Source organism: Sphingobacterium ginsenosidimutans (assembly GCF_039536865.1).
Taxonomy (GTDB): Bacteria; Bacteroidota; Bacteroidia; order Sphingobacteriales; family Sphingobacteriaceae; genus Sphingobacterium; species Sphingobacterium detergens.
Map to the genome: position 1 here is coordinate 681,388 of NZ_BAAAZK010000002.1, position 23,682 is coordinate 705,069.

Here is a 23,682-nt window from a genome sequence, read left to right on the forward strand (position 1 = left end):
TAACGATTAAAAGGTTAATTGAAGGCTAAAAATAAACGTCTTAGGGAGCGGATATCCACCGCTGTTTTGGTCTACTCTACCGCTTTCAGCTGAGAACAGTGTATTTTTTGTCCAATAATGGAGATTTTGACCTGTTAGTGAAACCCGCATTCCCTCCATTTTGATTCTTTGCGCAATCGCATTCGGCAGTTTGTATCCTAAAGAAATCTCACGTAATGCCAGATAATCGCCCTTATTATAAAACATACTGCTTTCACGGCTGGTGTTGTTCTTGAACAGTTGATCTGCCCAATAGTAGGTTGGGTACTTCGCATTTGGATTTTCCGTAGTCCAAGTATCGAAAACTGCATCTGTTGTATTAAAGGTGCCTTGCATCATGCCCAAAAACCAAGCTCTAGGTCCATCATAAGCAACAAAACCTAACGCATAATCCAATCGTGTATATAGGCTAAAGTCCTTGTAGCTTAGTGTTGCTCCAAAACCTCCTGTCCAACGCGGTACAGTATTGCCCATATATACACGGTCATACGAATTGATTATTCCATCGCCATTGACATCTTTCCACATGACATCGCCCAAAGCAAGCGGATAATACAATTTCTTCTGATCCTCCGATAGAGCATTAAAAGCATCCGGATGAACCAGTGTTCTCGCACCGATCAAATCTTTCAATTGACCAGCATACCGGTCTAAGTCTGCCTGGCTCCGAATGATTCCAACAGCTTCGTAAGCATAGGCAACGTTTGGATCTTGACCTTCCTGGGTTCCACCCACCCAAATCAATTCCTTTGAACCGGGATCGTAAACCTGGATACCTCCCTGACGATTATTAGCCACACCATTGTAAGGAAGTTTTAGTACTTTATTTTTATTATACGCGGTATTCCAGTTAAAGCTCAAATTCCAGTCTTTGTTGCGTAGTATTTGGTAATTTAAATCCACCTCCACACCTTGATTGGACATATCTCCATTATTGGTTCGAATTGTCCGGAACCCTGCCGATTGCGGCAGGGTCAATGTCGCAATTTTATCCTTTGTTGTTCTATGGTAATAAGCTAAGCTCAGATCCAAACGGTTAAACAATCTGGTTTCCAAACCAATCTCCTTAGTTTTCAAGCTTTCCCATTTCAGATTGGGAATGGACAGGGATGTCATTGTATAACCTACCGCACCATCATATTTTGAACTTCCATAAGCACCTTGTAAAATATACGAATCTCTTGTTGTCTGACCTTTGAATACAGCATCGACGTTACCATTTTCACCATAGCTCGCTTTTAATTTCAACGTATTGATGGAGTTGCCCGAACCAATATAATCTTTAAGAAATTCTTCATTATGCAAATTCCAGCCGACAGAAATTCCCGGAAATGTTCCCCAGCGGTTATTCAAAAGGGTGGAATACCCATCGCGTCGCGCGGTTAATGTCATCAGGTATTTTTGTTGATAATCATAATTGACACGGCCAAAAAAAGAGGTAATACGCTGACGATCATGATAAGAATCAATACTTCGCTTATTCGCGTCCGGACTGGTCAATCCCAAATCCATAAAATCATCTGTGGGTGCGCCAGTCCCTGAAGCGGAGAAACTTGTGCGATAGGAATCAAAAAATTCAGAACCCAACATCGCGTTAATATGGTGGTCTTCACCAATGCTTGTATTGTAGTTCAATACAGCATTGTAGGTTTGATTAAAGTTTTTGTAATAAGATGCGCCCGAATTACGAGTTCTAACGTAATTCCCGGGGCTTGCCAGATAATCGCGGTTAAACGACTCATTCGTTTCTTGATTAAAAAACCAGTTGCCGCTGACCCTTAAGCTCAGATTATCCAAAAAATCTACTGTGAAAGCCTGCCCCAAGGTTAGTTTTTGATTGATATTCTTACGAATAAATTTGTCATCATTGACGAGCGGGTTACCATCCTGCCAATCACGTCCCACCAACAGGTCTCCATTCATATTGGTACCGCGCATTGTTGGTGGCGCCCCCAGGGCCCTGGTCATATAATTCGCTTCACCGTTGATTGCGTCTCTCCATTTGGTGTAGGAGAAGTTCACGTTCGAATTAGACTGCAACCAAGGTTTGATTTTGTAGTCGCCATTTAAAACAAAGGTGGTCCGGTCATAAAAAGTATTGATGGGCAATCCTTTCTCATTATATTTTCCTACACTGGCATAGTAACTTCCCTTTTGTGTTCCCCCCTGTAAAGCAACATTGTAATCCTGCGTTAGACTATTATTCCGTAACGCATAATCTTCATAATCAAAATCTTTAAAAATCAATTCTTTACCTGTTATGGGATCATTCATGGTCTGCCATCCCTGCTGCAACAATTCACGATTACTATCATCCAGATACATTGTGCTCCACACAGCGTTACTGCTGACATTACCATCAAGATAATTTCCCTGATCATCCTTAAACTTGTTGCCTGTTCCAAAAGGTCCCACAGCTGACAACTGATTCAACTGATTTGGCTGGTAGATTCCAGAAGTTTGCACCCCTTTTCTTGACCAGTATAAATAATCTTTGGCGTTTAGGAAATTAAAAGGATTATTCAGTTTATTGATACCGATTTTCGACTGAACAACGATATTGGACACGCCTTCTTTTCCACGTTTTGTTGTTATGAGAATTACGCCATTGGAAGCTCTTGCGCCATAGATGGCAGTAGCCGAGGCATCTTTGAGCACATCTATTGATTCTATGTCATTTTGGTTGATATCATTAAATCCATCCCTAATGATACCATCGACGATAACCAAAGGAGTACCGCTACCATCATAATCTGTCCCACCACGTAAGACAATCTTAGGAACAGCCCCGGGTCTTCCGGAAGTTTGTTGCACTCTGATACCGGGTACGGTACCGGCTAAAGCAGAGGCAGGATTGGAACGAACGCCAGTCTCTAGCACCTTCTTGTCGAGCCTACTTACGGAACCGGTCAAATTGGATTTTTTTATTTTACCATAGCCCACCACGACGACTTCGTCCATCTGCTCCGTACTGGGCTCTAATTTGATATCCAGTAAGTTTGTTTGCCCAACTTTCACTTCAAAGGGCTTATACCCTGTTGATGTAATTATTAAGACCGTGTTAGGATTTGTGCTAACAGCGAACGTTCCATCAGCATTTGTCTGTAAGGATTGATTTGTTCCTTTGACTTTAACAGTGACTTTCCCCAAAAGTTCCCCTGTCTTGGCATCAGTGATTCTCCCTTTTACCGCATGGTCCTGTGCTTGCGCCAAGAGCAGATTACCTGTCAATATAGACAAGGCTAAAAGGGATCGTAATTTTAGGTTTGAATACATATTGGTTTTTGTATTAAGTATTACATATATGCAAATATATAGATTAAAAAATATGAAAAGCAAATTTTAATATAATTATGTAATACATATTATTGATTTTTATTAATTATCTTTGTCTAAAGGTGCCCAATGCGCCATGAAAATATATATGGAATCAAACTCTTCGCTAATAGAACATCTTAACACCCTCGATACCTCTTCTTTAGTAGACCGTGCAGAGAAAGAAATCATCAATCTGTTTGTCAATCAAGGTCTGAAGGTTGGGGACGCGTTACCCAAAGAAATCGAATTAGCAGAAACACTGGGCGTAAGCCGCACGGTTGTTCGCGAGGCAATGCTGAGATTACGCATGGTAGGCTTAATTGAATCGAAGAAACATCGAGGAGCAGTGCTTACAAGTCCTGATCTTATAAAACCTCTACGGAAATCGCTCTATCCGACGATTATGGAAAATAAGACCTTACAAGATCTTTTTGAAATGCGTATGGTATTGGAAGTAGGTATGGCAGATATATTATTTGAACATATACAGGAAAAAGATATCAAAGAGCTGGAAGCTATTGTCGCAAAAGAGCCTGTCAATTCAGACAATACAATTTTTGATATTGAAACAGAAGTTGCCTTCCATGGAAAGCTTTATGAAATAACCGGAAACACTATTCTCAAAGATTTCCAGAATATGTTATTGCCTGTTTTTCAATATGTACATATTAGTGGCCTGTTAACCAGTCCGAGTGAATCAAAAACCTTTATCTCGCATCGAGGCTTAGTAGACATATTAAAGGTCGGCAATGCAGAAGTTTTTCGCAATGCAATGCGCAAGCATTTGGACAATCATTATCAAAGACTTTTTCTATATAAGAAATCTGTTGGATAAATTACCTTCTGCTTCGGTTTTAGGAAGTAAGTGCAAATATGTAACGATCTCCATTTAGGATATGTTTTTTATTAAACTATTTTATGTAATACATAATAATCGTTAACTTTATGATTTAATCTGAACCGCTATAAATCTGTAAATGAAACTGAGAACGCTATTATTCACATTATTTATGCTGTTGATCTATACATACTCTTCAGCGCAGAAAAGTCCCAACATCATCATTATTATATCAGACGACCATGCCTATCAAACCATTAGTGCCTATGGCTCCAGGTATGCTAAAACGCCTCAAATTGATCGTATTGCGACTGAAGGGGCAATTTTCAACCATGCATATGTGAACAACTCCATTTGTGGTCCAGCCAGAGCCACGCTACTAACAGGCAAGTATAGCCACAAGAATGGATTTAAGGACAATGAAACTTCTGAATTTGATTTCAATCAGGATTTATTCGTCAAACAGTTACAACAGGTGGGCTACCAAACAGCTTGGGTGGGCAAAATTCATTTAGGAGAAAAGCTTCAGGGATTTAATTATTATGATATCCTGGTGGGTCAAGGCACGTATTTCAATCCAGATTTCATCAGCAAACAAGGGCGCAAGCGCGCTGAAGGCTATGTATCAGATATCGTGACAGAAAAATCCATCAATTGGCTGGACACCTTAGATTCAAACAAACCCTTCTGTCTGGTCATCGGTCATAAGGCGACACACCGCACATGGATGCCCGACCCAAAAGACTTCGGAACCTATGATACCGTGAATTTTACCCTACCATCAACATTTTATGATAACTACCAAAGCAGACAGGCCGCCGCGTTACAGGAAATGTCAATCGATAAGGATATGAAGATGGGTTATGATCTCAAAATGTTCAACTCATTAGAAGAAATGATGAATGACGGTAATTTCAAACGAATGGACCAAGATCAGAAAAACAAGTATATCGCCTATTATCGTCCAATTTATGAACAACTGCAACAAGGCAAGCTAACAGGCAAACAGCTTGCCGAGTGGAAGTTCAAACGCTATATGATCGATTATCTCAATACCGCTCAATCTATGGATCGCAATATAGGTAAAGTATTGGACTACCTGGATCAGAAATCTCTCCGCCAAAATACCATCGTGATCTATCTTTCGGATCAGGGATTCTATATGGGCGAACACGGTTGGTTTGATAAACGATGGATGTACGAAGAGTCATTCCGGACACCGATGTTAATGCGTTATCCCCCAATGATTAAACCTGCGACAAAAATCGAAGCAAAATTGGTGAATGCTGATATCGCTCCCACCCTACTCGAGTTGGCAGCAGTCAAAAAACCTGTTGATATGCAGGGAAAATCCTTTGTCCATGTCCTAAAAAACACAAAAGAAGAGCACCGCAAAGATCTATATTATCATTATTTTGAAAATGGAGAGCATGCCGTAAGTCCTCATTTTGGCGTTAGGGACGACCGTTATAAACTTATCCGTTATTATAAACGGGTCGAAAGCTGGGAGCTTTTCGATCTTGAAAAAGATCCGAATGAGCTTCGAAACGTTTATAAGGACCCAAGCTATCAGCGCGTAGTCACTAAAATGAAACAAAAACTCATCGCGCAAATCCGGCAATTTGATGATGATGAAGCCGAAACAATTTATAAAGTAAACATTGACCGTTAAATAAAAACAGGGTATCCATAAACGAGATACCCTGTTTCATTTCATACCTTCATCCTATTCTTGTTAATCCGCAAGGAAACTCCCTCTTCAACTATATTGTTGTATGGATTCCCCATGGCCTTCACCTTATAAAGACGTTTACAGCAACAATAAGGTACCGGCTAAATATGAACTTATATACCCCCATAGCGATACTTCATTCATACTTTATGCATACTTAATCCATACTGTATCTATACGACTAAGGTGCTTTACTGGTATTCCATTTGTATTATAAGCAGAATTCCAATAAGTTATTTTATGAAAAAGATATCCACTCAGTATTCCATTGCGATAAAAACGGTCGTCCTATCTAGCCAATAAGATTATCATGGGCATTCTGACATCATAATTACAAAAAAACAAAAAATAAAGTATAGTTATTAGGTAGATTTTATATATTTGCATTAACATTTTTTAACACATGAAAATCAGTGCAATACATATACCTGTAAAACGAATGCTTCTAGGAGATGTTTTTCAGTTCGATTCAAACGATCTCCTATAACCACAAACAAAAAGATCCACACATTATCACTAAAATTTATATGGCAAAAAACAACATAGATTTTGTCGTACTGGCAGCGCTTTGCTTAAGCACGGGCACGCTATACGCTCAATCCACCATAAAAGGAAAAGTTGTCGACAACAACAACAGCCCTATTCAAGGTGCAACGATTACAGAAATAATAAGCAAAAAACAGGTGCAAACGGATGCAAATGGCCTTTTCGAATTACCATCAAGTGGTAATACCATCAGTATCCAGGTTCAATATATTGGTTTTGATTCCAAAACTGTCCAAACCAATTCCGGCGGACTTACAACAATCCAGCTTTCACCAACGAGTTCCCAATTGGATGAAGTCGTTGTAACAGCCTTGGGTATTTCGCGCGAAAAGAAATCATTAGGATATGCGGTCCAAGAAGTCAAATCTGTTGAACTTCAAACACGTCCCACTAACGCGCTCAGTGCGCTTTCCGGGAAAGTAGCAGGTCTTCAAGTGACTACGTCGGGAGGCAATATGGGGGGATCCTCCCACGTTTTGCTTCGGGGTATCAATTCAATTGCGGGAAATAACCAACCGTTGTATGTTGTTGATGGTACTCCAATTGATAACACCGATTTAAACTCCTCATCTACCATAAACGGAAGCGCAGGCAAAGACGTCGGTAATATGATACAAGATATCAATCCTGACGATATCGATAACATCTCCGTATTAAAAGGTCCGTCGGCTGCTGCCCTGTATGGTTCGAGAGCCGCTAATGGTGTTATATTAATTACCACAAAGCGCGCCTCAAAGGGGGAAAAGATAGATATTTCGTTAAACACTGGTGTTGATTTTGAGAATATTGTCCGACTTCCAAAAAGACAACATTTATACGGTCAGGGTTACTCTACTGCTTTTCAAACGCAAAATATCAATGGTACAGACTACAAAATCGTAGATTATGCTGCAGATGAAAGCTGGGGTCCTAAACTCGATGGTACACCTGTCTTACAGTGGTATAATTTAAACCCTGAAGACGAATCCAATTACCTGAATCCGTCGCCATGGCTTTATCCCAAAAATGATGTCAGTTATTTCTTTCGGACTGGTGTAGCCAATACCAATAATTTTGCTATCGCCGGCAATAGTGGAAATACAAATTACCGATTTTCCTACACGAACAAAAATGTAAAAGGAACAACTCCAAATTCTAGTTTAGGTCGTAATACGTTTAACTTTTCGGGAGGAACGCAGCTGGGCAAATTGAAAATCAATTCTAATTTCAACTATATCCGTAACGCATCCGTAGGCCGCCCATGGACAGGTGCATCCAACAGAAATATTATCCTCGAGGCATTCCAATGGGGAGCAGTACAAGTGGATTACAAGTTATTGGAAAATTATAAACGTGAGGATGGAACTCCATTAGCATGGAATCGTACTGGATGGCAAAATACACCTACAGCAGAAGCAACGCGCTTTATCGATAACCCCTATTGGTCTGCTTACGAGTCTTATATGGAAGATAATAGAGACCGCTTTTATGGAAATATTGGCTTACAATATGACTTGAATAGCTGGCTTTCCTTAGGAGCTAAAGTACATGGCGATATTTATTCGTTCCAATCTCAGGACCGTATCGCTGTATACTCTCGCAGCACTTCACAATATGAAGAGACAAGCAATAAACTAAACGAATATAATTATGAATTTTTAGCTACAGCAAAAAAAAACTGGGATAAATTCTCACTCATTGGAAATATCGGAGCCAATCTTCGTGACCAGCAGCGCAAGCAAGATTATGCTATTACACAAGGCGGTCTAATTATTCCAAATTATTACAATCTAAAAAATGCGAATTCAGTCAAAATTGACAACTTTAAATATCACAGACGCATTGCATCTGTTTATGGAAGCTTTTCTTTAGGATATAATGATTTGCTTTACTTAGATGGAACAGTGCGTAATGATTGGTCTTCAACATTACCAACAGATAACAACTCTTTTATATATCCTTCCCTAACAGGTAGTTTTGTCTTTAGTCAATTAGAAGCATTCAAACAATTGGATTGGCTAAGTTTCGGAAAAATACGCTTAGGATGGGCCCAAGTCGGGAATGACACAGATCCTTATCAACTATATAAGGTCTATGAACCCGAGCAATCGTATGAAGGGCAAGCTTCCTATGGCCTCCCGAGTATTAAACCAAATGCTAATTTAAAACCTGAAATTACCAGTTCTTGGGAAACAGGTCTGAACGTGCAATTGTTCAAAAATCGCTTAGGATTTGATATAACCTACTACAACAATAATTCTAGAAATCAAATCCTTCCTGTTCCTGTTTCTTCGTCTTTTGGATACGCAAGCAAAGTATTTAATGCGGGAAAAATTAATAACAAAGGTCTCGAAATTGTTCTTAATGGTACGCCAATCAAAAATGAAAACTTTACTTGGGACGCTACAATTAACTGGGCCAAAAACAAAAACAAAGTGATCAAATTAGACGATCAGGTAAATACCTTAAGTTTAAGTAATTCGTTGGTTGAATTAGTCGCACGTGAAGGCGAGTCCTATGGACAATTTTTAGGCTATGACTTTGTATATGCAGCAGATGGACAACGCGTTGTTCAGGCGGATGGAACTTACATGAAAACCTCCCAATTGGTGCCCCTGGGATCTATTCTTCCTGATTTCACCTTTGGTTTTCAAAATAGCTTCCGCTACAAGAACTTTAGCTTAGGATTTTTGGTCTCAGGTCGTGTTGGCGGAAAATTTTTCTCCCAAACCTATAAAGTTGGTATGTATTCAGGCATCCTGGACAAAACAGCGGCTAATAATATCCGTGAAACGGGTGTTATTTTGGATGGTGTCAAAGGCGATGTAACATTCCACAGCGACGGTACATATGCCGTTGAGAACGTTCAACAAAATACCACCAATATTACAGCGCAGCAATGGGCGCGCAATGAGTACAATGGTCCGACCACTTTTTCCATTTTTGATGCCACTTATGTTAAACTGAGAGAAGTGACGCTGGGTTATAATTTCAAATTAGCCAATGCCAAAGTCATTAAAAATATTGGGGTCAATGTCTATGGCCGTAATCTTTGGAATATCTATACCAAGAGTAAATACATTGATCCTGAATTCACCTCCAGTGGCGGTAATGTACAGGGTATTGAAGGTGGTAATATCCCTGTTCCTGTTACTTACGGTTTTAATGTAAACCTTAAATTCTAAAAAAAATGAAAATATCAACTATATTATATGCTTCAGTAATCGGTGCTTCACTTATTGTTACATCATGCTCTAAATCTACATTTAACGATATAAATACAGATCCTAACCGTCCCGCCACCGTCACAACACCGACAATTTTGGTAACGGCCGAAAAGCAATTGATTAATGCCTTACGAAGCGAAGAGGTCAGTTTACGTGGAGCACAATTATTTTCACAATATTTTGCACAAAATATATACACCGATCAATCGCGTTATCAAATACCAACGAGTTATTCCGATAATTACTGGACGGCAACTTACAAATCACTCAATAATCTGAATGAAATTATAAAACTCAATTCAAATGAAAAGACTAAGGCCATCGCCGCAGCAGGAACAGCAGGTTCCAATGCGAATCAGATTGCGATTGCAAGAATTCTTAAATCTTATGCTTTTCAATCGTTAACCGATGTTTTTGGTAATATTCCCTATGAGTCTTACGGAAATAAAGATGCTGATTTTGAAGCCCTGCAACAGGACCCAGACAACTTAACGCCTAAGTATGCAAATCAGGAAAAAATCTATAAAGATATTCTAAACGAACTGCAACAAGCGGCTGATACCCTAACGAAATATACAACAGCAACTACATTTGGCACTGCTGATATTATCTACAAGGGATCCAATGCCAGCTGGGCAAAATTTGCCAATTCACTACGGTTACGGATAGCCAATCGCATTAAGGCAAAAGATGCTGCATTGGCAGCAACGCATATTGCCGATGCGATAAAGAAAGGCGTATTTACCGCTAACAGCGATAATGCCGTATTTAAATATTCTAAAACTCCACCCAATGAAGCACCACTATTCCGGGCCACAGTGACAGCCAACCGAAAAGATTTCGCCGTTTCAAATGTACTTATAGAAGCCCTTCAGGGTACACGTGGTCCCTTTAAAATTGCAGATCCTCGCTTGTCTAAATTCGCAAAACCAACATCCTCAGGAAACGCCTATTTCGGCCAGCCGTATGGGCTTCCTTTAGCCGCCGGAAATCTATTCCCTGTGGATAAAATATCTTTACCAAGTGACGCGATCAACGCGGCTGACTATGGCGAAGTTCTTCTGGAATACGCTGAAGTAGCATTCCTCTTGGCAGAAAATAACAATTGGGATCAGACTAATTATGAGAAAGGAACCCGCGCTTCGCTAGAAAAATGGGGGGTATCGCAAGAAGATATTAATAGCTATATCAGCAAACTGCCAGCTGCTAATAAAGAGCATGTGCTTTCCCAAAAATACTTAGCACTTTTCAATCAGAGCATAGAAGCTTGGTCAGAAATCAGAAGAACAGGCTACCCATTATTTCTCATCAAAAAAGGAGATGTCACCTGGAGCGGAACTATCGATGGCAAACCCGTCACCTATACCTTTAATCCCGAAGTTGGCGATGCCATACCAAGTCGTTTGGTGTATCCATTGAAAGAACAAAGTACAAATAGATCAAATTATCAAGCAGCCCTGGCGCAACAAGGAGATGATGTGATCAACACCAAAGTATGGTGGAATAAATAAAAAAGTATTTTCTACCCATTTGAACACCTGAAGTTTAAGATTTCAGGTGTTTTTTTCTCCAATTATTTCCTAACTTCGTAAAGACCATTAAGAAAGAATACCATGGATGATCAAATATTAGATAAAATCGACCAGCTGAGTGAAGAGGGTAATGCTTATTGTGATGACGAGAACTTTCGCGAAGCAATTAGGGTATGGACTGAGGCGCTCAATTTAATCCCTAGCCCACAAAATGTCCACGCTGAAAGTCTTTGGCTGGAAGCCTCCATTGGGGATGCTTATTTCCTAGAGGATGACTTCGAAAATGCACTTCCACACTTTGAAAATGCCAAAGGCAATATCATCGAAAATGCTTATGAAAATCCTTTTATCATGCTACGATTAGGACAGTGTTACCTGGAAACAGCTAATACCGAATCTGCACAAGAATACCTTCTTCGCGCCTATATGATGGAAGGAAAAGAGATTTTTGAAGAGGAATCACCAAAATACTTTAATTTTCTGGCTGATAACGTCGAATTGGATTAATCAATTGCATCTGCCACCTCCATTGGTAAATCAGATTCAAGAATAGATGCACCCTGGGCGAATATCGCCCTATATTTTTCCTTTCTTTGCTCTTTCTTTGTTAACTTGTCATAAGTTGGCGCTGACGAAATCATACACATCACCCCTTTCCCATTAAAAAAGCGATACATTTCCGCATTCGACTCTTTGATCTCGGGACCTATATAGACGATCATCCGATCATAAGGCAATCCCGAAGCCTTAAATTTAGCTAAGGCTGCCTGATCTTTGATATGCATAGACATATACTGATCCGGATTTTGAGCCAAATAGTAGGCCGCCTGTTCAACGTTATGTACGGTTACCCAAACCCAGCTATATGCATTATGCTTTCGCAATATAGCTGCGGTTGCCGACAACGGTAGATCTTTCTTATCGAGATTTAAAATGGTTTTCCCTTTTGCCCATTCAATCACTTCATCTAGGGTATTTATAGGATATTTAGTCATATTTCCAGCATGGTCTTTCAGACGAAGTGTACGCAATTCAGCCCATGTATAATCCGACACCCGACCGAACCCATTTGTTACCCGCTCCAAGTTTGCATCATGGAGTAATACCACAACACTATCTTTCGTATAGCGTGGATCTATTTCAAAAATTGCTGGAGTTTTACGTAACACAGCCTCAAAAGCCGCAATAGAATTTTCAGGAAGACCATCTTCTATCGTCCCGCGGTGACCGCTTATGATTTTCTTTCCTTCAGCATACTTAAAGTATGCACGCATGGCTTCTACAGATTCAAACTTTAGCCTCTGGTTGCTTTGAGCTAAAACTTTCGTGTATAACAAACTGGATAAAAATAATAATAGAAATAAAGAAATCGTTTTCAACCGTATATCATTGTGATCTGAAGCAGCCATCTACCTATTTAATTATGGAAATATGAATTGCTAAAATAGCGATCCTATATCAATAAATCGTAAACAAAATATGTACTCAAAATAAAGAAAATAAAACGAACAGCTTAACAACATCGAATAGATTTTTTGCTACAGCCCGTGTGCGATAGCAAAACATTCCTCTATTCCCTAATATTCATAGTGACAAAGAGAGACTCTCCAAATTGAATTCCGATTTATCTTCAGAGATTTTGTGAATGAGACAGCCGCTGGATGAGCATATTAAGCGAAAAAAATAGCCGTTTTTTAGATGAAGAAAAATTAAATATTCTATATTTGCATCAATTTATATTTGATCTAAATAAACTACCATGAAGAATAGAACACGATATATGATGTTCGCAGCAGGAAGCCTTGTCCTTCTCGGGACTCAGTTACATGCACAAGAGTTATCTCTCCTCGTTAAAAATACAGAAAATCAACCAGTGGCTCAAGCTAATATCAGGCTCAATGGGAAAAACATTGGTTACTCAAATCAGCAGGGGCAATTTTATCTCGCTAAAGTACCGACAAATGGCCCACTTCAATTTCGTGTTTCCTATACCGGTTACTCAGCCCTTGAAAAAATGGTGAGTTTAGATACGGTCAGCGGTCCTATCCTATTTCAGTTAAATGCAACACAGACTTTAGACGAGATTATTGTTACCGCTGGTCGTAAAGCCGAAAGTATCTCTACAGTGCCTTCGTCAGTATCCATTTTAACAACAAAAGAGATCGAAGCACAAAGCCAGATCAGCACCAATCTTTCAACAATACTTGGCAATACAATTCCAGGACTGGGTACGGCTACCAACAAAGCAACCAATTCAGGTCAGACTTTACGCGGGCGATCTGTACTGGTTTTAATAGATGGGATCCCACAATCCACACCATTAATGAATGGACAGCGCGATCTACGCACTATTGATCCCAGTGTTATTGAACGCGTGGAAGTTATTAAAGGAGCAACCTCCATCTATGGAAATGGCTCAGCTGGCGGGATTATCAACTACATCACGCGCAATCCAGCAAAAGATTCAGCTCCTATCCAAGGAATCACCAGCCTGAGAACAACCTTCAATCCTATAAACGGTGCCGGAACGTTGGGCTATCGTGCCGCCCAAACATTGTACGGCCGAAAAAATAAGTGGGATTACACCGTCAGCGGATCGGCAGATTATGTCGGTCTTCAGCGCGATGGCGATGGAACGGCGCTCGGTCAGACAGATGGTCTTTCAAATACCTATCAATACAATGCATTCCTCAAACTTGGCTACACCTTAGATAACAGTTCCAATCTATCCGCTGTATATAATTTTTATCGAAGCAACCAGCACAACAGATACATCAGCCAAACGGGTGTCTATGGACAATCCCCGACTATCGGAGTAAAAGGAGATGATCCCGGCAAACCTGCCGGTACGCCATACAACCACAATGCGATGCTGACGTATACAAAAAATAATCTTTTTGCTTCCACTTCTCTCGTTGCATCGGCCTATTACAATACCTTTCGATCCATGAATCGTTATGTTGAAAAAGCATCGGCATGGTATGGCCCTGGTCAAACACAGATCAACTCCGAGAAAAAAGGATTGCGTATCAATCTCAACACGCCATTTCAAGTATTTGGTTCTAACGCGGATGTCACTTACGGACTTGATCTCCTAAATGATGTCACAGATCAAAACCTAACGGATGGTAGGGTCTATATTCCTTATATGAATATGCTCAACGTGGCGCCTTATGCACAAGTAAAGATTGATTTCCTCGAAAATTTAATTTTCAAAGGTGGCGTCCGTTATGAGAATGCAACCGTCAAAATCAAAGATTTCAACACCATTGCGACAGGGCCGAATAATGAAGGTAGTATTGCTGTCAAAGGCGGGGAAATACCGTATAAAGGAGCCACGTTCAATGCCGGCCTTCGCTATAATAAATATGCATTCTTCAATCCCTTTATAAGCTTTTCACAGGGTTTTGCAATCAACGAACTCGGACGTATCGTCCGCAGGGCAACCGACAACGACTTGGATAGTCTGAAAACGGATCCTATCATTACCAATAACTATGAAATCGGGTTTTCCAGTAACTACAGTATTTTCCAACTATCCGCTTCCTATTACTATAGTACCTCAAAAATGGGCGTGGAACTTGTAGACATTGGTGGTTATCTGATGCCACAACGACTTCCTGAAGATGTCTATGGATATGAAGTAGCCCTAAGTGCAACCATCAGCCCGCAACTGACTGTGGGTGGAACTTATGCTTATGTGGAAGGAAAATCGAAAAAAGAGGACGGCACGAAATCCTACCTCAATGGCTCACGTATCGCTCCGATCAAAGCAACGGGATATATCTATTATACCCCGATCAAGCCATTGACCTTTCAATTATTCTGGGTACATACCGGGGCTCGTGACAGATTCCTACCTAACGACAAAGGCGTATATAAAAACAGCGAGGGGCCGGTTAAACCAGTAGATCTTTTTAACTTAAATGGTAATTATCAGATCAACAAACAATGGTCATTGGGATTAGGCGTTGAAAATCTTTTCAATAAGAACTACTACCCAGTTGTAAGTCAATACCGTGCCCTAAATGAGGAATACGTAAGAGGTCAAGGAATGATGGCTTCCTTTAATATCAATTACAAATTTTAGATGATCAAGTCGAGCATACTTTGGCTGCATAAATGGCTCGGGATAATCACCGGCATTATTGTATTCATTTTAAGTATAACGGGATGTATATATACCTTTCAGGATGAGCTCAAACTATGGGCTTATCCCGAAAGGTATTTTATAGCCCCGGTTGATAGCTCCTTGCCCCCACTCCCATTAAGCACCTTACTGCACAATGCGCAGCATAGTCTTGACGAGGGGCAGAAAATATCCCGTGTAGACCTCTATCCCGCGAAAGATCGAACCTGGGTATTTCGTGCCATGAAAACAGATGAGAAAGCCTTTGGCCATTGGAATTACTTTCGCTATTATAAAAGGGTATTCATCAATCCTTATACAGGTAAGGTGCAACAGGTTGAAAACACAAAGACAGAGTTTTTTCAACTGGTATTACAACTCCATCTCAATTTGTTGCTGGGAAAAAAATATGGTCATGCTTTAGTCAGTTGGTCTACTGCGCTATTTATTGTCATTCTATTGAGCGGGATCGTATTGTGGTGGCCGAAAAAATGGAAGGGAAAAAATCTCCGCAGAAGCTTTTGGGTAGACACAAAAGTTAAATGGAAACGGTTAAATCACGATCTGCACAATGTGATTGGCTTCTATAGCCTGTTTATTGCACTGGCTTTCGCTATTACAGGTTTAGCATTCGCATTTCCGGGATTCAAAAAGACGTATATCGCTACATTTAATCTTTTTCAACAGGAAGCGACATCTAAAACGCCAGCTGTCCCGACACCAATCCCCTTAGCTTACGAAAAATTTCAGGACAATGCACTGCACTATAGTCTCAAAAATTATCCGCAGGCCGAAATGCTTTCCATCCGGTTGAAAAAAGAAACAGAGCAAGAAGTCGATATTCAAATCAGAAGGTATGAAAAACGAAGCGGTGTCTTTAACTGGTTATATTTTGACAGAAAAGAGGCCAGTTTAAAACAAATCAAAAGCGGTGACAACTTGAGGTTCGGAGATAAACTTGGATCGCTCAATTATGACATCCACACCGGCAGTATCGGTGGCTTGGAAACAAAGATTATTGCTTTTATCGCCAGTCTTTTTTGTGCTTCCCTTCCAATCACAGGATATATTATCTGGCTGAACAAAAGCAAGAAGGCGAAGAAAAAGAAGGGTTATCAACATAATGTTAATAAGTACTGTTAATAACAGTATCTTTTCTTTTAAACAGCTTTTCAACACAGTTATTAACATAATGTGGAAAAGTACAACATTCATGGCCACCTATAAGTCTAATTTGTTACTATTACTCAAAGAAAGCCAGTAAATAAACATACTAGCTTTCTTTGAGTAATAGAAAACCAAAAGAATAAGACTAGAGATTTGGATTTCTTAAAGTCTCTTCGTAAGGGATAGAAAATAAGTAATAGGAGCTGTTTTGGACAAAAGTCGATCCGTCAGGAAATTTAATAACACGATGACCTTGACCATTAACCAGTTTAGGTTTACCATCAGCACCGACAATCTCTACTTGAATAGGTTTTCCATCGGCGTCAACATACGACTTCCGAGCCACCTTACCCTGCGTACGAAGAATATCAGATAAAGCAAATCCTTCTCCCCATAGCTCCTTGCGCCTTTCAATAAGAATTTCTGCAATTAATTGATCAACATCATTTCCAGTAAATAATTTTGCATTTCTAGCTATACGCAATTTATTCAATGCCGCTATTGCCTTATCTTTTTCTCCTGCTCTCGCATAGCCTTCAGCTTCAATCAAAACCATCTCGGCTGACCGCATATATACAATATCACCAATTAAATTAGATTTAAATTTAAATTTCTTATAGCGCAGAAATCCCTCTCTACCAGGTAAATTGTCCCATTCAAACAAAGTATAACGAACATCATTCGTGTCAAATAAGTTTTTAAAATAAGGGTCAGCCATAAAACTATAGTAATAAGATCCTGCAGATGACACATCCAGGTAGTGGAAGGTGTAACTTGCGACACTCTGCTCATTCGTTTGCATATGTCCCCAAATCCACTCTTTATTTCCTAAATCATTAAAACCAGTTTGATAATCTGACGCACTCATCAGTTCATAGTTTTTAGCAGCTTTTGCAGCATATTCCGCTGCGAGTTTCCATTGTCCAGTTTGCAGATAAGCACGCGCCAGTAAGCCATTAACGACATCAATGTTGATATCATATTTGACATCTCTCACAACAGTTGCCAACAGCTTTTCACTATCCTGAAGATCATTCAATATCAATTTATACACTTCTTCCAAGGTTGCTCTGGGGTGGCCCTGTGTTGCCGCCGTACTCGGTTCTGTATAAATTGGAACGGACTTAGCATTTTTGTCCTTTAAATAGCTAAACTGATAAAAAGAGGCCAAATTGAGATAAGAAAATGCACGCAATGCTTTTGCCCTTCCTTTCAAAATATTTTTAGCCTCAACAGAACCCGCGGCATTGTCCACTTTTGCGATAACATTATTCATATTGTCAATCACTTTATACAACATGATCCAAAAAGAATTAACGCGGTTGGACCGATTATTTGTTAATTCAGTAAATGCATAGGCATCCCGATAGCCATATTTGGTCGTTACAGCTACATCACTTCCCATGGCATCACTCGTGCGCATTACCGCTGTATACCCTGGGTTAGCATAGGTAAAATAGGTATCATTCAAATATTTCCAAGTACCATTAATAACCGTTGCGACATTGTCCGTATTTTTAAAGACCTCTTCTTCTGATACAGACGTAGTCGGACTGGTCTCCAAAATATCCTTACACGATGTATTGGCCAAGGATAAGGCTATAAGTATAGATGTAATTTTTAGTTTCATGATTTTCATTTAATTTTTTAGCTTAACAACACATCATTAAAAAACAAACTGAACGCCACCAGAAATTGTCCGCATCGCTGGATAACGGAAATAAGTAGCTCCATTCACCGTTTGTTCAGGGTCCATTCCTTGATGGCCATAAAATGTCAGTAGGTTTTCAGCAGTCGCAAAAACGCGGAGCTTTTCTATCCCAATTCTTTTAATTAATGCTGGTGAAAGACTATACCCCAGACTGACATTTTTAAGACGCGCATAGGTACCACTGTATAAAAAACGTGTCGATGATGAAGTCCAGTTCAGATTATCTGTCGTCAATTTAGGCACATCAGTTTGCGTATTCTCTGGTGTCCAGTGTTCAAGTATTTCCTTTGACCAAGCACGTCCTGGATTACTTCCATTGTGCATAATCTGAATATAATCATTATCCAATATTTGACCGCCAAGGCTGAAACTCAACAAGGCTGATAGATCAAAATTTCTGTAGGTAAAGCTATTCTGAATTCCGCCGACCAAATCTGGAAGCGAGCTACCTGCTATAAAATTGCCTGCTTTTCCATATTCCGATGTCTTTTCGCCTGTCTTATAACCATCTTTATCAGCTGTATACCATTGAGGTAATCCATTTTCAGGATTTACACCAGCCCATTCTGGCAAGTAGAAGTCATAAATACTACCGCCTACACGCAGGAGTTTATTTCCTGTCGGAATTGATTTATTGTTATTTGGCAGCGCCGTGATCTTATTTTTGAAATGCGAAAAATTAACATCCAGATTCCATCTAAAGTTTTCATTCTGAACAGGAATTGTATGGATATCAACATCGATACCCGTATTTTTCAAAGCGCCAATATTTGCATCATAGCCGGTATACCCTGTTGAATATGCCATTGGCATTGTGAACAGTAGATCTTTACTCCTTCGGTTAAAATACTCAACAGTTAACGATACCCTGTTGTCAAATGCAGACAGGTCAACACCTACATTGAGATTGAGATTCGATTCCCACTTTAAATCCGGAGTAGCCAATCTCCCCGTATAGGTTCCCCCTCTGCCCAAACTGTTAGCAATAGTATATAGCCCTTTGTAGGCATAATACGTTCCGAGATTATCATTTCCCTGCCCGCCATAGCTCGCCCTCACAGTCAACTGATTAATCGTGGAATTATCTTTCAAAAAGTTCTCCTGCTTTAATTTCCAGGAACCACCCAAGGACCAAAAAGTACCCCAACGGGTATCAGGGGCGAATCGAGAAGATCCGTCAGTTCTTAAGGATCCAGATAGATAATACTTGTTATCGTAGTTATATTCTACTCGCCCCAAAAAACTCAATAATCTATAATCAACACTGGATCCAGTAAAATCATTTAATTGTGACGCAGCCACTGGTTCAAAAAGATCAGGCATCACAAAGCGCTCCCTACTTCCACTAATATTACTGCTATTGAAAGCATAATACTCCTGGCCAGCCAATACATTAAGATAGTGCAAACCAAACTGTTTTTCGTAAGTCAATAAATTGTTCCAGGTCTGTGCAACAGTACGCACATTTGAGCGATATACATAACCTCCAGTATTCACACCATCTCCCAGGACTGGATTGGTATAATCATGTGTATTCCCATTCGTATAATCAACACTGTAGGTCGATTTTAATTTTAAATTTTTGGTAAATAATGCTTCCAAATAAGCCCGCGCAGAAAGATTCTCTCGACGAATATCATTTTTATCCAGCGGTAAAGAAGCTGCCAGATTATTTCGCGGCGTTGCGCCACTTGGTCTGTACTCCCCAAAATCATACACTTTATTTCCGTTGGCATCGAGCACAAAAGATCCATCCGGATTTCGTTCATAATACGGATAAAAAGATGGAACCAGTCTCGTAAAGTTGATGATATTAGCCGTATTGCTATCCTCGGATTGAGGGTATTTCTGCTGCGTGCTGCTACCACCGATATTCACCCCTGCATTCAACCAAGATTTAACCTTACTATCAATATTAGCTCTTAAGTTGTAGCGTTTAAATCCCGATTCTATTGCGATCCCTTGATCGTTAAGATATCCTCCCGAAATGTAATAGGTACTTTTTGCCCCACCCCCACTAAATCCAAGGTCGGCCTGTGTACGTACACCAGTACGCTGTAATACATCTGTCCAGGGATCATCCCAAAGGGTCTTTGCTCCCGCAACAAGTTTACCATCTTCTCCTACGGGCTGTGGAAACTGACCACCATAAGGATTGATATTAAGATCTGTCAACAATGTTTTACTTGCATTTGTCGCTGATTGAGCCGCAGATAATCCATTGGACATATTTTTATTTCTTAGAGCTTCCCAATAGAGTTGAAAATACTCATCGGTCGACACCTGATCATAATCGCGAACTGCCCGGGTTGAATAGCCTTGAGTAAAATTCAAATTAATTTTTGTATTATCAGAAGCGATACCTGATTTGGTCGTAATAATAATTACCCCGTTAGCCCCCCTAGAACCGTAAAGTGCACTGGAAGCAGCGTCCTTTAATACCGAGATCGACTGTATATCGTTCGGATTAATGGAATTGATGTCACCGGCATAGGGGTTGCCATCCAATACGATCAAAGGTGCACTGGAGGCATTGATAGATCCAATCCCTCTGATCCGGATAGTCGCCTCGGTACCAGGTTGGCCTGAAGAAGCGACCGACTGTAATCCTGGAACCTGACCTTCTAATGCTTTTGTGATATTAGAAACCTGTCTGTTCTCTATCGCTTTACTGCTCACGGTACTCACTGAACCAGTAATATTAGATCTTTTAGATGTACCATAAGCCACCACAACGACTTCTTCCAGGTCTGTACTTGATGGTTTCAAAGCCAAAGAGATAGTACCTCCGGTGGCTCTCAGTTGTTGTGATTCGTAGCCTATAAATGAAAAATCCAAAAGAGGAGCATCCTTGCCCAAAGTGCTAATCGTAAACTCACCTTTAGCATCAGTTAGTGTCACCTTATTCTGATCTGATATACGTACACTTACGCCAGCTAGCGCCTGGCCGGTGGTCGCATCAGTAACTTTCCCCTGGATGGAACGTTGCTGTGCATACAATTTATTCATACTGGCACTAGACAATGCTACCGCTACAATAGGAATGTATTTGAATGTTGAGTGCATATTAAGGATATTTAATAAATTAGTTAAGTATAATAAATATATAGAAAATAAATAAATTCAATGTAATTATTTTACCAAAAAACATGGCGAAACATAGTGTGCTTAAAAATCTACTAAATTGATAGATTTTATCAGATCGCAAATATAATACAATCTATACTAATTTACTATACATTTTTTGTAAAAAAATAAATTATTGAAAATCAAACATTTAGATAAACAACTCAGGACAACAAACTGATAGTAAGCAAACTAACAGATTGCTATTGATCCAGCCAGCGCTGAAAATTTGGAGAACGCTCTTCGCTAACAATAACTTCAATTCCCTTTGGAGTTTGGGGAATTAGTTCCAATTTAATTCTATTCCGACTTATTTTTAACATAGACTGAATGGAATCAATACGAACAAGAAATTTTCTATTAATTTGAAAAAAAACGAATGGATCTACCTGAGTCACCAAGTGGACCAGACTATCTTCAATAATATAGGCTACACCTGACTCTTTTTCCACCGCATACAGTTCTTTATCTTCTGCCATAAAGTAGGCAATATCGGCAATCGCCAAGGATTTTAAAAAGTTACCATATTTCACCAGAAAGCGTTGCTTTAGACGCGGCTCTGTTTTGGGTAACAGTGGCTCAAGACGTTTCATAATCTGCGCGAGCTCCTCCACATCGAAAGGTTTTAATAGATAGGCATAACCTTGATTTTGAAAAGCTTCCAATGCATATTGTTCATAGGCAGTTGTAAAAATAAGTGGCACATCAATCGACACCTGTTTAAATATTTCAAAACTCAGTCCATCCATCAGATGGATATCCATAAAGATCAGATCAAAATGATGCTTATTGATGGTCTTCACCGCTTCCTGGATCTCCTTTGTATTGGTAAATGTCAATGTGCTGTCCCCATAAAGGTCTGTCAACATCTCCTTTAAGCCTACAAAAGCCCAGTCTTCGTCTTCGACAATCAATATATTCCATCCCATGGGTTGAATGTAATAAAAAATCCATTTCCTAAGAAAGAAAATGGATTAATATATAAAGGATTTAAAAAAATTGACCTTATTTTAATAGATCTGGATTATTATTGATCGCTTCCTGTGGATAACGGATCACATAACGCGGATCGTTTTGCTGCAAGGTCACTGTTCTACCAAAACTCGCATGTGTTATTGAAGGTCTTGTTGTACGTTTTAAATCGTACCAACGCAAACCTTCGAGCGCCAATTCGCGTTTACGTTCTAGCAACACTGCATCCAGCAATTGTTCTTTGGACAAATTTGCATCAGCTTTTGTTTCTTTGGCGTAAGCATCGACCGTAAATCTGTTTTTCTTCAATGCGGACAGATATTTTAGCGCTTCCGCCGTATTTCCTAAACGCACATTGCATTCTGCAATTGTCAGATAAAGATCCGCATTTCTAAAGCTGACATTAAAGCGATTTTCTCCGCCTTTAAGAGATACATAGTCGCCACCACTTTTTTGGAAGTAACGTCCCTTTCTCAGATCACCCTCTGGATAACTCGCCAATAGTGCTGATGAAATAAAAGAACTGGTACGTACCCCCGGAACAGATACTTTCTCCAACGCCATAATGATTTCGGCAGACTCAAAATCATTGGGTAATAAACTTCCTCCAACATTGAGATCTACCAACTTATCATTTATTTTCAAAGCTTGTTTTGCCGCATCTATTGCTGCCTGCCATTCTCCACGATACAAGCGAACACGTGATGCCATTGCGTAAGCCCCGCGCTTGCTAAAGCGGTAATTTACGCCTTTGGCCTGATCGTCTACCGTAAGCAATGCCGTCCCCTTCTCCATATCTGATAGCACCTGCGTATACGAGTCACCTATGGTTGCCGGAACAAAACGTTGTTCCAGGTCGATTTTGGTCGACAACGGAACTCCACGCAAGCCTACATTGCCTGGCGAATAAACCTCACTATAGCAATTCAGTAGCTCAAAATGCGCATAGGCACGCATCAGGTAAGCTTCACCTTTGATCTGATCTACATTTGCACTGCTTCCCAGTTTCTCATCGATCGTACTGATGATCTGATTGGTATAGAAGATACTATTGTAAAATGCCAAATAGGGATAGGCAATCGTTGTCGGATCGGGATTTTGATCATTCCATAGGTAGATATCCTTAGTTCTTGCTGCATCTGTTGAACTTTCGTCCAAAATCAATTCGTCGGTACGCAGAGACAGGTAGGACTTATGTGCTGGAAAACCAAGGTAGCTACTTGTCATCAGACCCCTGAAATCACTTTCAGAAGCAGGAATAACTGTCCCTACAGGTTGTATATCTAAGTATTTATCACAGGAAGCCAATGCACCAGCTGTCATGATCATTCCAAAATAAACTATCTTCTTCATTTTATAATCAATT

13 protein-coding genes are annotated in these 23,682 nt (G+C 39.9%); 7 read left to right on the forward strand and 6 right to left on the reverse strand.

The genetic code is table 11. The features are described 5' to 3' along the window. Positions 1 to 6 precede the first annotated feature (6 nt). The gene (locus tag ABFX33_RS02710; protein ID WP_346084141.1) at positions 7 to 3,315 is read right to left on the reverse strand and encodes a SusC/RagA family TonB-linked outer membrane protein; all 3,309 of its coding nucleotides are present in this window, start codon (positions 3,313 to 3,315) and stop codon (positions 7 to 9) included. A gap of 148 nt (positions 3,316 to 3,463) precedes the next feature. Between ABFX33_RS02710 and ABFX33_RS02715 the strand changes: the two genes are divergently transcribed. The 5 genes from ABFX33_RS02715 to ABFX33_RS02735 all read left to right on the forward strand — a co-directional run bounded on the left by ABFX33_RS02715 (position 3,464) and on the right by ABFX33_RS02735 (position 11,718). Beyond that, positions 3,464 to 4,192, forward strand: coding sequence for a FadR/GntR family transcriptional regulator (locus ABFX33_RS02715; protein WP_346084142.1), 729 nt, complete (start codon positions 3,464 to 3,466; stop codon positions 4,190 to 4,192). Between the two features lie 142 nt (positions 4,193 to 4,334). Next, entirely contained in the window at positions 4,335 to 5,867 is a 1,533-nt protein-coding gene (locus tag ABFX33_RS02720; protein ID WP_346084144.1) for a sulfatase family protein, read from the forward strand. Between the two features lie 587 nt (positions 5,868 to 6,454). Then, positions 6,455 to 9,637 carry a SusC/RagA family TonB-linked outer membrane protein gene (locus ABFX33_RS02725; protein WP_346084146.1) on the forward strand — a complete coding sequence of 1,061 codons (3,183 nt, stop codon included), beginning with the start codon at positions 6,455 to 6,457 and terminating at the stop codon, positions 9,635 to 9,637. Between the two features lie 5 nt (positions 9,638 to 9,642). Next, positions 9,643 to 11,190: a SusD/RagB family nutrient-binding outer membrane lipoprotein gene (locus ABFX33_RS02730; RefSeq protein ID WP_346084148.1), complete on the forward strand. Its 1,548-nt coding sequence runs from the start codon at positions 9,643 to 9,645 to the stop codon at positions 11,188 to 11,190. A gap of 102 nt (positions 11,191 to 11,292) precedes the next feature. Further along, positions 11,293 to 11,718 carry a tetratricopeptide repeat protein gene (locus ABFX33_RS02735; RefSeq protein ID WP_346084150.1) on the forward strand — a complete coding sequence of 142 codons (426 nt, stop codon included), beginning with the start codon at positions 11,293 to 11,295 and terminating at the stop codon, positions 11,716 to 11,718. Here the strand turns inward: ABFX33_RS02735 and ABFX33_RS02740 are convergent. Continuing rightward, on the reverse strand, positions 11,715 to 12,485 hold the full coding sequence (locus tag ABFX33_RS02740; protein WP_346084152.1) for a glycerophosphodiester phosphodiesterase family protein: 771 nt from the start codon (positions 12,483 to 12,485) through the stop codon (positions 11,715 to 11,717). The genes ABFX33_RS02735 and ABFX33_RS02740 overlap by 4 nt on opposite strands. Positions 12,486 to 12,970: 485 nt before the next feature. Between ABFX33_RS02740 and ABFX33_RS02745 the strand changes: the two genes are divergently transcribed. Both ABFX33_RS02745 and ABFX33_RS02750 read left to right on the forward strand, forming a co-directional pair. Continuing rightward, positions 12,971 to 15,301 carry a TonB-dependent receptor gene (locus tag ABFX33_RS02745; RefSeq protein ID WP_346084153.1) on the forward strand — a complete coding sequence of 777 codons (2,331 nt, stop codon included), beginning with the start codon at positions 12,971 to 12,973 and terminating at the stop codon, positions 15,299 to 15,301. Next, positions 15,302 to 16,483 (forward strand): PepSY-associated TM helix domain-containing protein, encoded by a 1,182-nt coding sequence (locus ABFX33_RS02750; RefSeq protein ID WP_346084155.1) that lies wholly within the window; start codon positions 15,302 to 15,304, stop codon positions 16,481 to 16,483. It abuts the gene before it with no gap. A 169-nt stretch (positions 16,484 to 16,652) separates the two neighbouring features. Here the strand turns inward: ABFX33_RS02750 and ABFX33_RS02755 are convergent, their stop codons facing one another. The 4 genes from ABFX33_RS02755 to ABFX33_RS02770 form a co-directional block, all read right to left on the reverse strand. Beyond that, on the reverse strand, positions 16,653 to 18,137 hold the full coding sequence (locus ABFX33_RS02755) for a RagB/SusD family nutrient uptake outer membrane protein (protein WP_346084156.1): 1,485 nt from the start codon (positions 18,135 to 18,137) through the stop codon (positions 16,653 to 16,655). Positions 18,138 to 18,173: 36 nt separating this feature from the next. Then, complete coding sequence (locus ABFX33_RS02760) at positions 18,174 to 21,284, reverse strand: SusC/RagA family TonB-linked outer membrane protein (protein ID WP_346084158.1); 3,111 nt, start codon at positions 21,282 to 21,284, stop codon at positions 18,174 to 18,176. A gap of 263 nt (positions 21,285 to 21,547) precedes the next feature. Beyond that, positions 21,548 to 22,273: a LytR/AlgR family response regulator transcription factor gene (locus ABFX33_RS02765; RefSeq protein WP_346084159.1), complete on the reverse strand. Its 726-nt coding sequence runs from the start codon at positions 22,271 to 22,273 to the stop codon at positions 21,548 to 21,550. A 76-nt stretch (positions 22,274 to 22,349) separates the two neighbouring features. Next, a complete protein-coding gene (locus ABFX33_RS02770; RefSeq protein ID WP_346084161.1) occupies positions 22,350 to 23,669 on the reverse strand; it encodes a RagB/SusD family nutrient uptake outer membrane protein in 1,320 nt (439 codons plus the stop codon). Positions 23,670 to 23,682 lie beyond the last annotated feature (13 nt).

Bases quoted from the DNA above. Each gene is read 5' to 3' on its own strand.
- ABFX33_RS02730 (WP_346084148.1), top strand. From the start codon at position 9,643: ATGAAAATATCAACTATATTATATGCTTCAGTAATCGGTGCTTCACTT.
- ABFX33_RS02720 (WP_346084144.1), top strand. From the start codon at position 4,335: ATGAAACTGAGAACGCTATTATTCACATTATTTATGCTGTTGATCTAT.
- ABFX33_RS02770 (WP_346084161.1), bottom strand. From the start codon at position 23,669: ATGAAGAAGATAGTTTATTTTGGAATGATCATGACAGCTGGTGCATTG.
- ABFX33_RS02760 (WP_346084158.1), bottom strand. From the start codon at position 21,284: ATGCACTCAACATTCAAATACATTCCTATTGTAGCGGTAGCATTGTCT.
- ABFX33_RS02740 (WP_346084152.1), bottom strand. From the start codon at position 12,485: ATGCGTGCATACTTTAAGTATGCTGAAGGAAAGAAAATCATAAGCGGT.
- ABFX33_RS02745 (WP_346084153.1), top strand. From the start codon at position 12,971: ATGAAGAATAGAACACGATATATGATGTTCGCAGCAGGAAGCCTTGTC.
- ABFX33_RS02715 (WP_346084142.1), top strand. From the start codon at position 3,464: ATGGAATCAAACTCTTCGCTAATAGAACATCTTAACACCCTCGATACC.
- ABFX33_RS02765 (WP_346084159.1), bottom strand. From the start codon at position 22,273: ATGGGATGGAATATATTGATTGTCGAAGACGAAGACTGGGCTTTTGTA.
- ABFX33_RS02750 (WP_346084155.1), top strand. From the start codon at position 15,302: ATGATCAAGTCGAGCATACTTTGGCTGCATAAATGGCTCGGGATAATC.
- ABFX33_RS02725 (WP_346084146.1), top strand. From the start codon at position 6,455: ATGGCAAAAAACAACATAGATTTTGTCGTACTGGCAGCGCTTTGCTTA.
- ABFX33_RS02710 (WP_346084141.1), bottom strand. From the start codon at position 3,315: ATGTATTCAAACCTAAAATTACGATCCCTTTTAGCCTTGTCTATATTG.
- ABFX33_RS02755 (WP_346084156.1), bottom strand. From the start codon at position 18,137: ATGAAACTAAAAATTACATCTATACTTATAGCCTTATCCTTGGCCAAT.
- ABFX33_RS02735 (WP_346084150.1), top strand. From the start codon at position 11,293: ATGGATGATCAAATATTAGATAAAATCGACCAGCTGAGTGAAGAGGGT.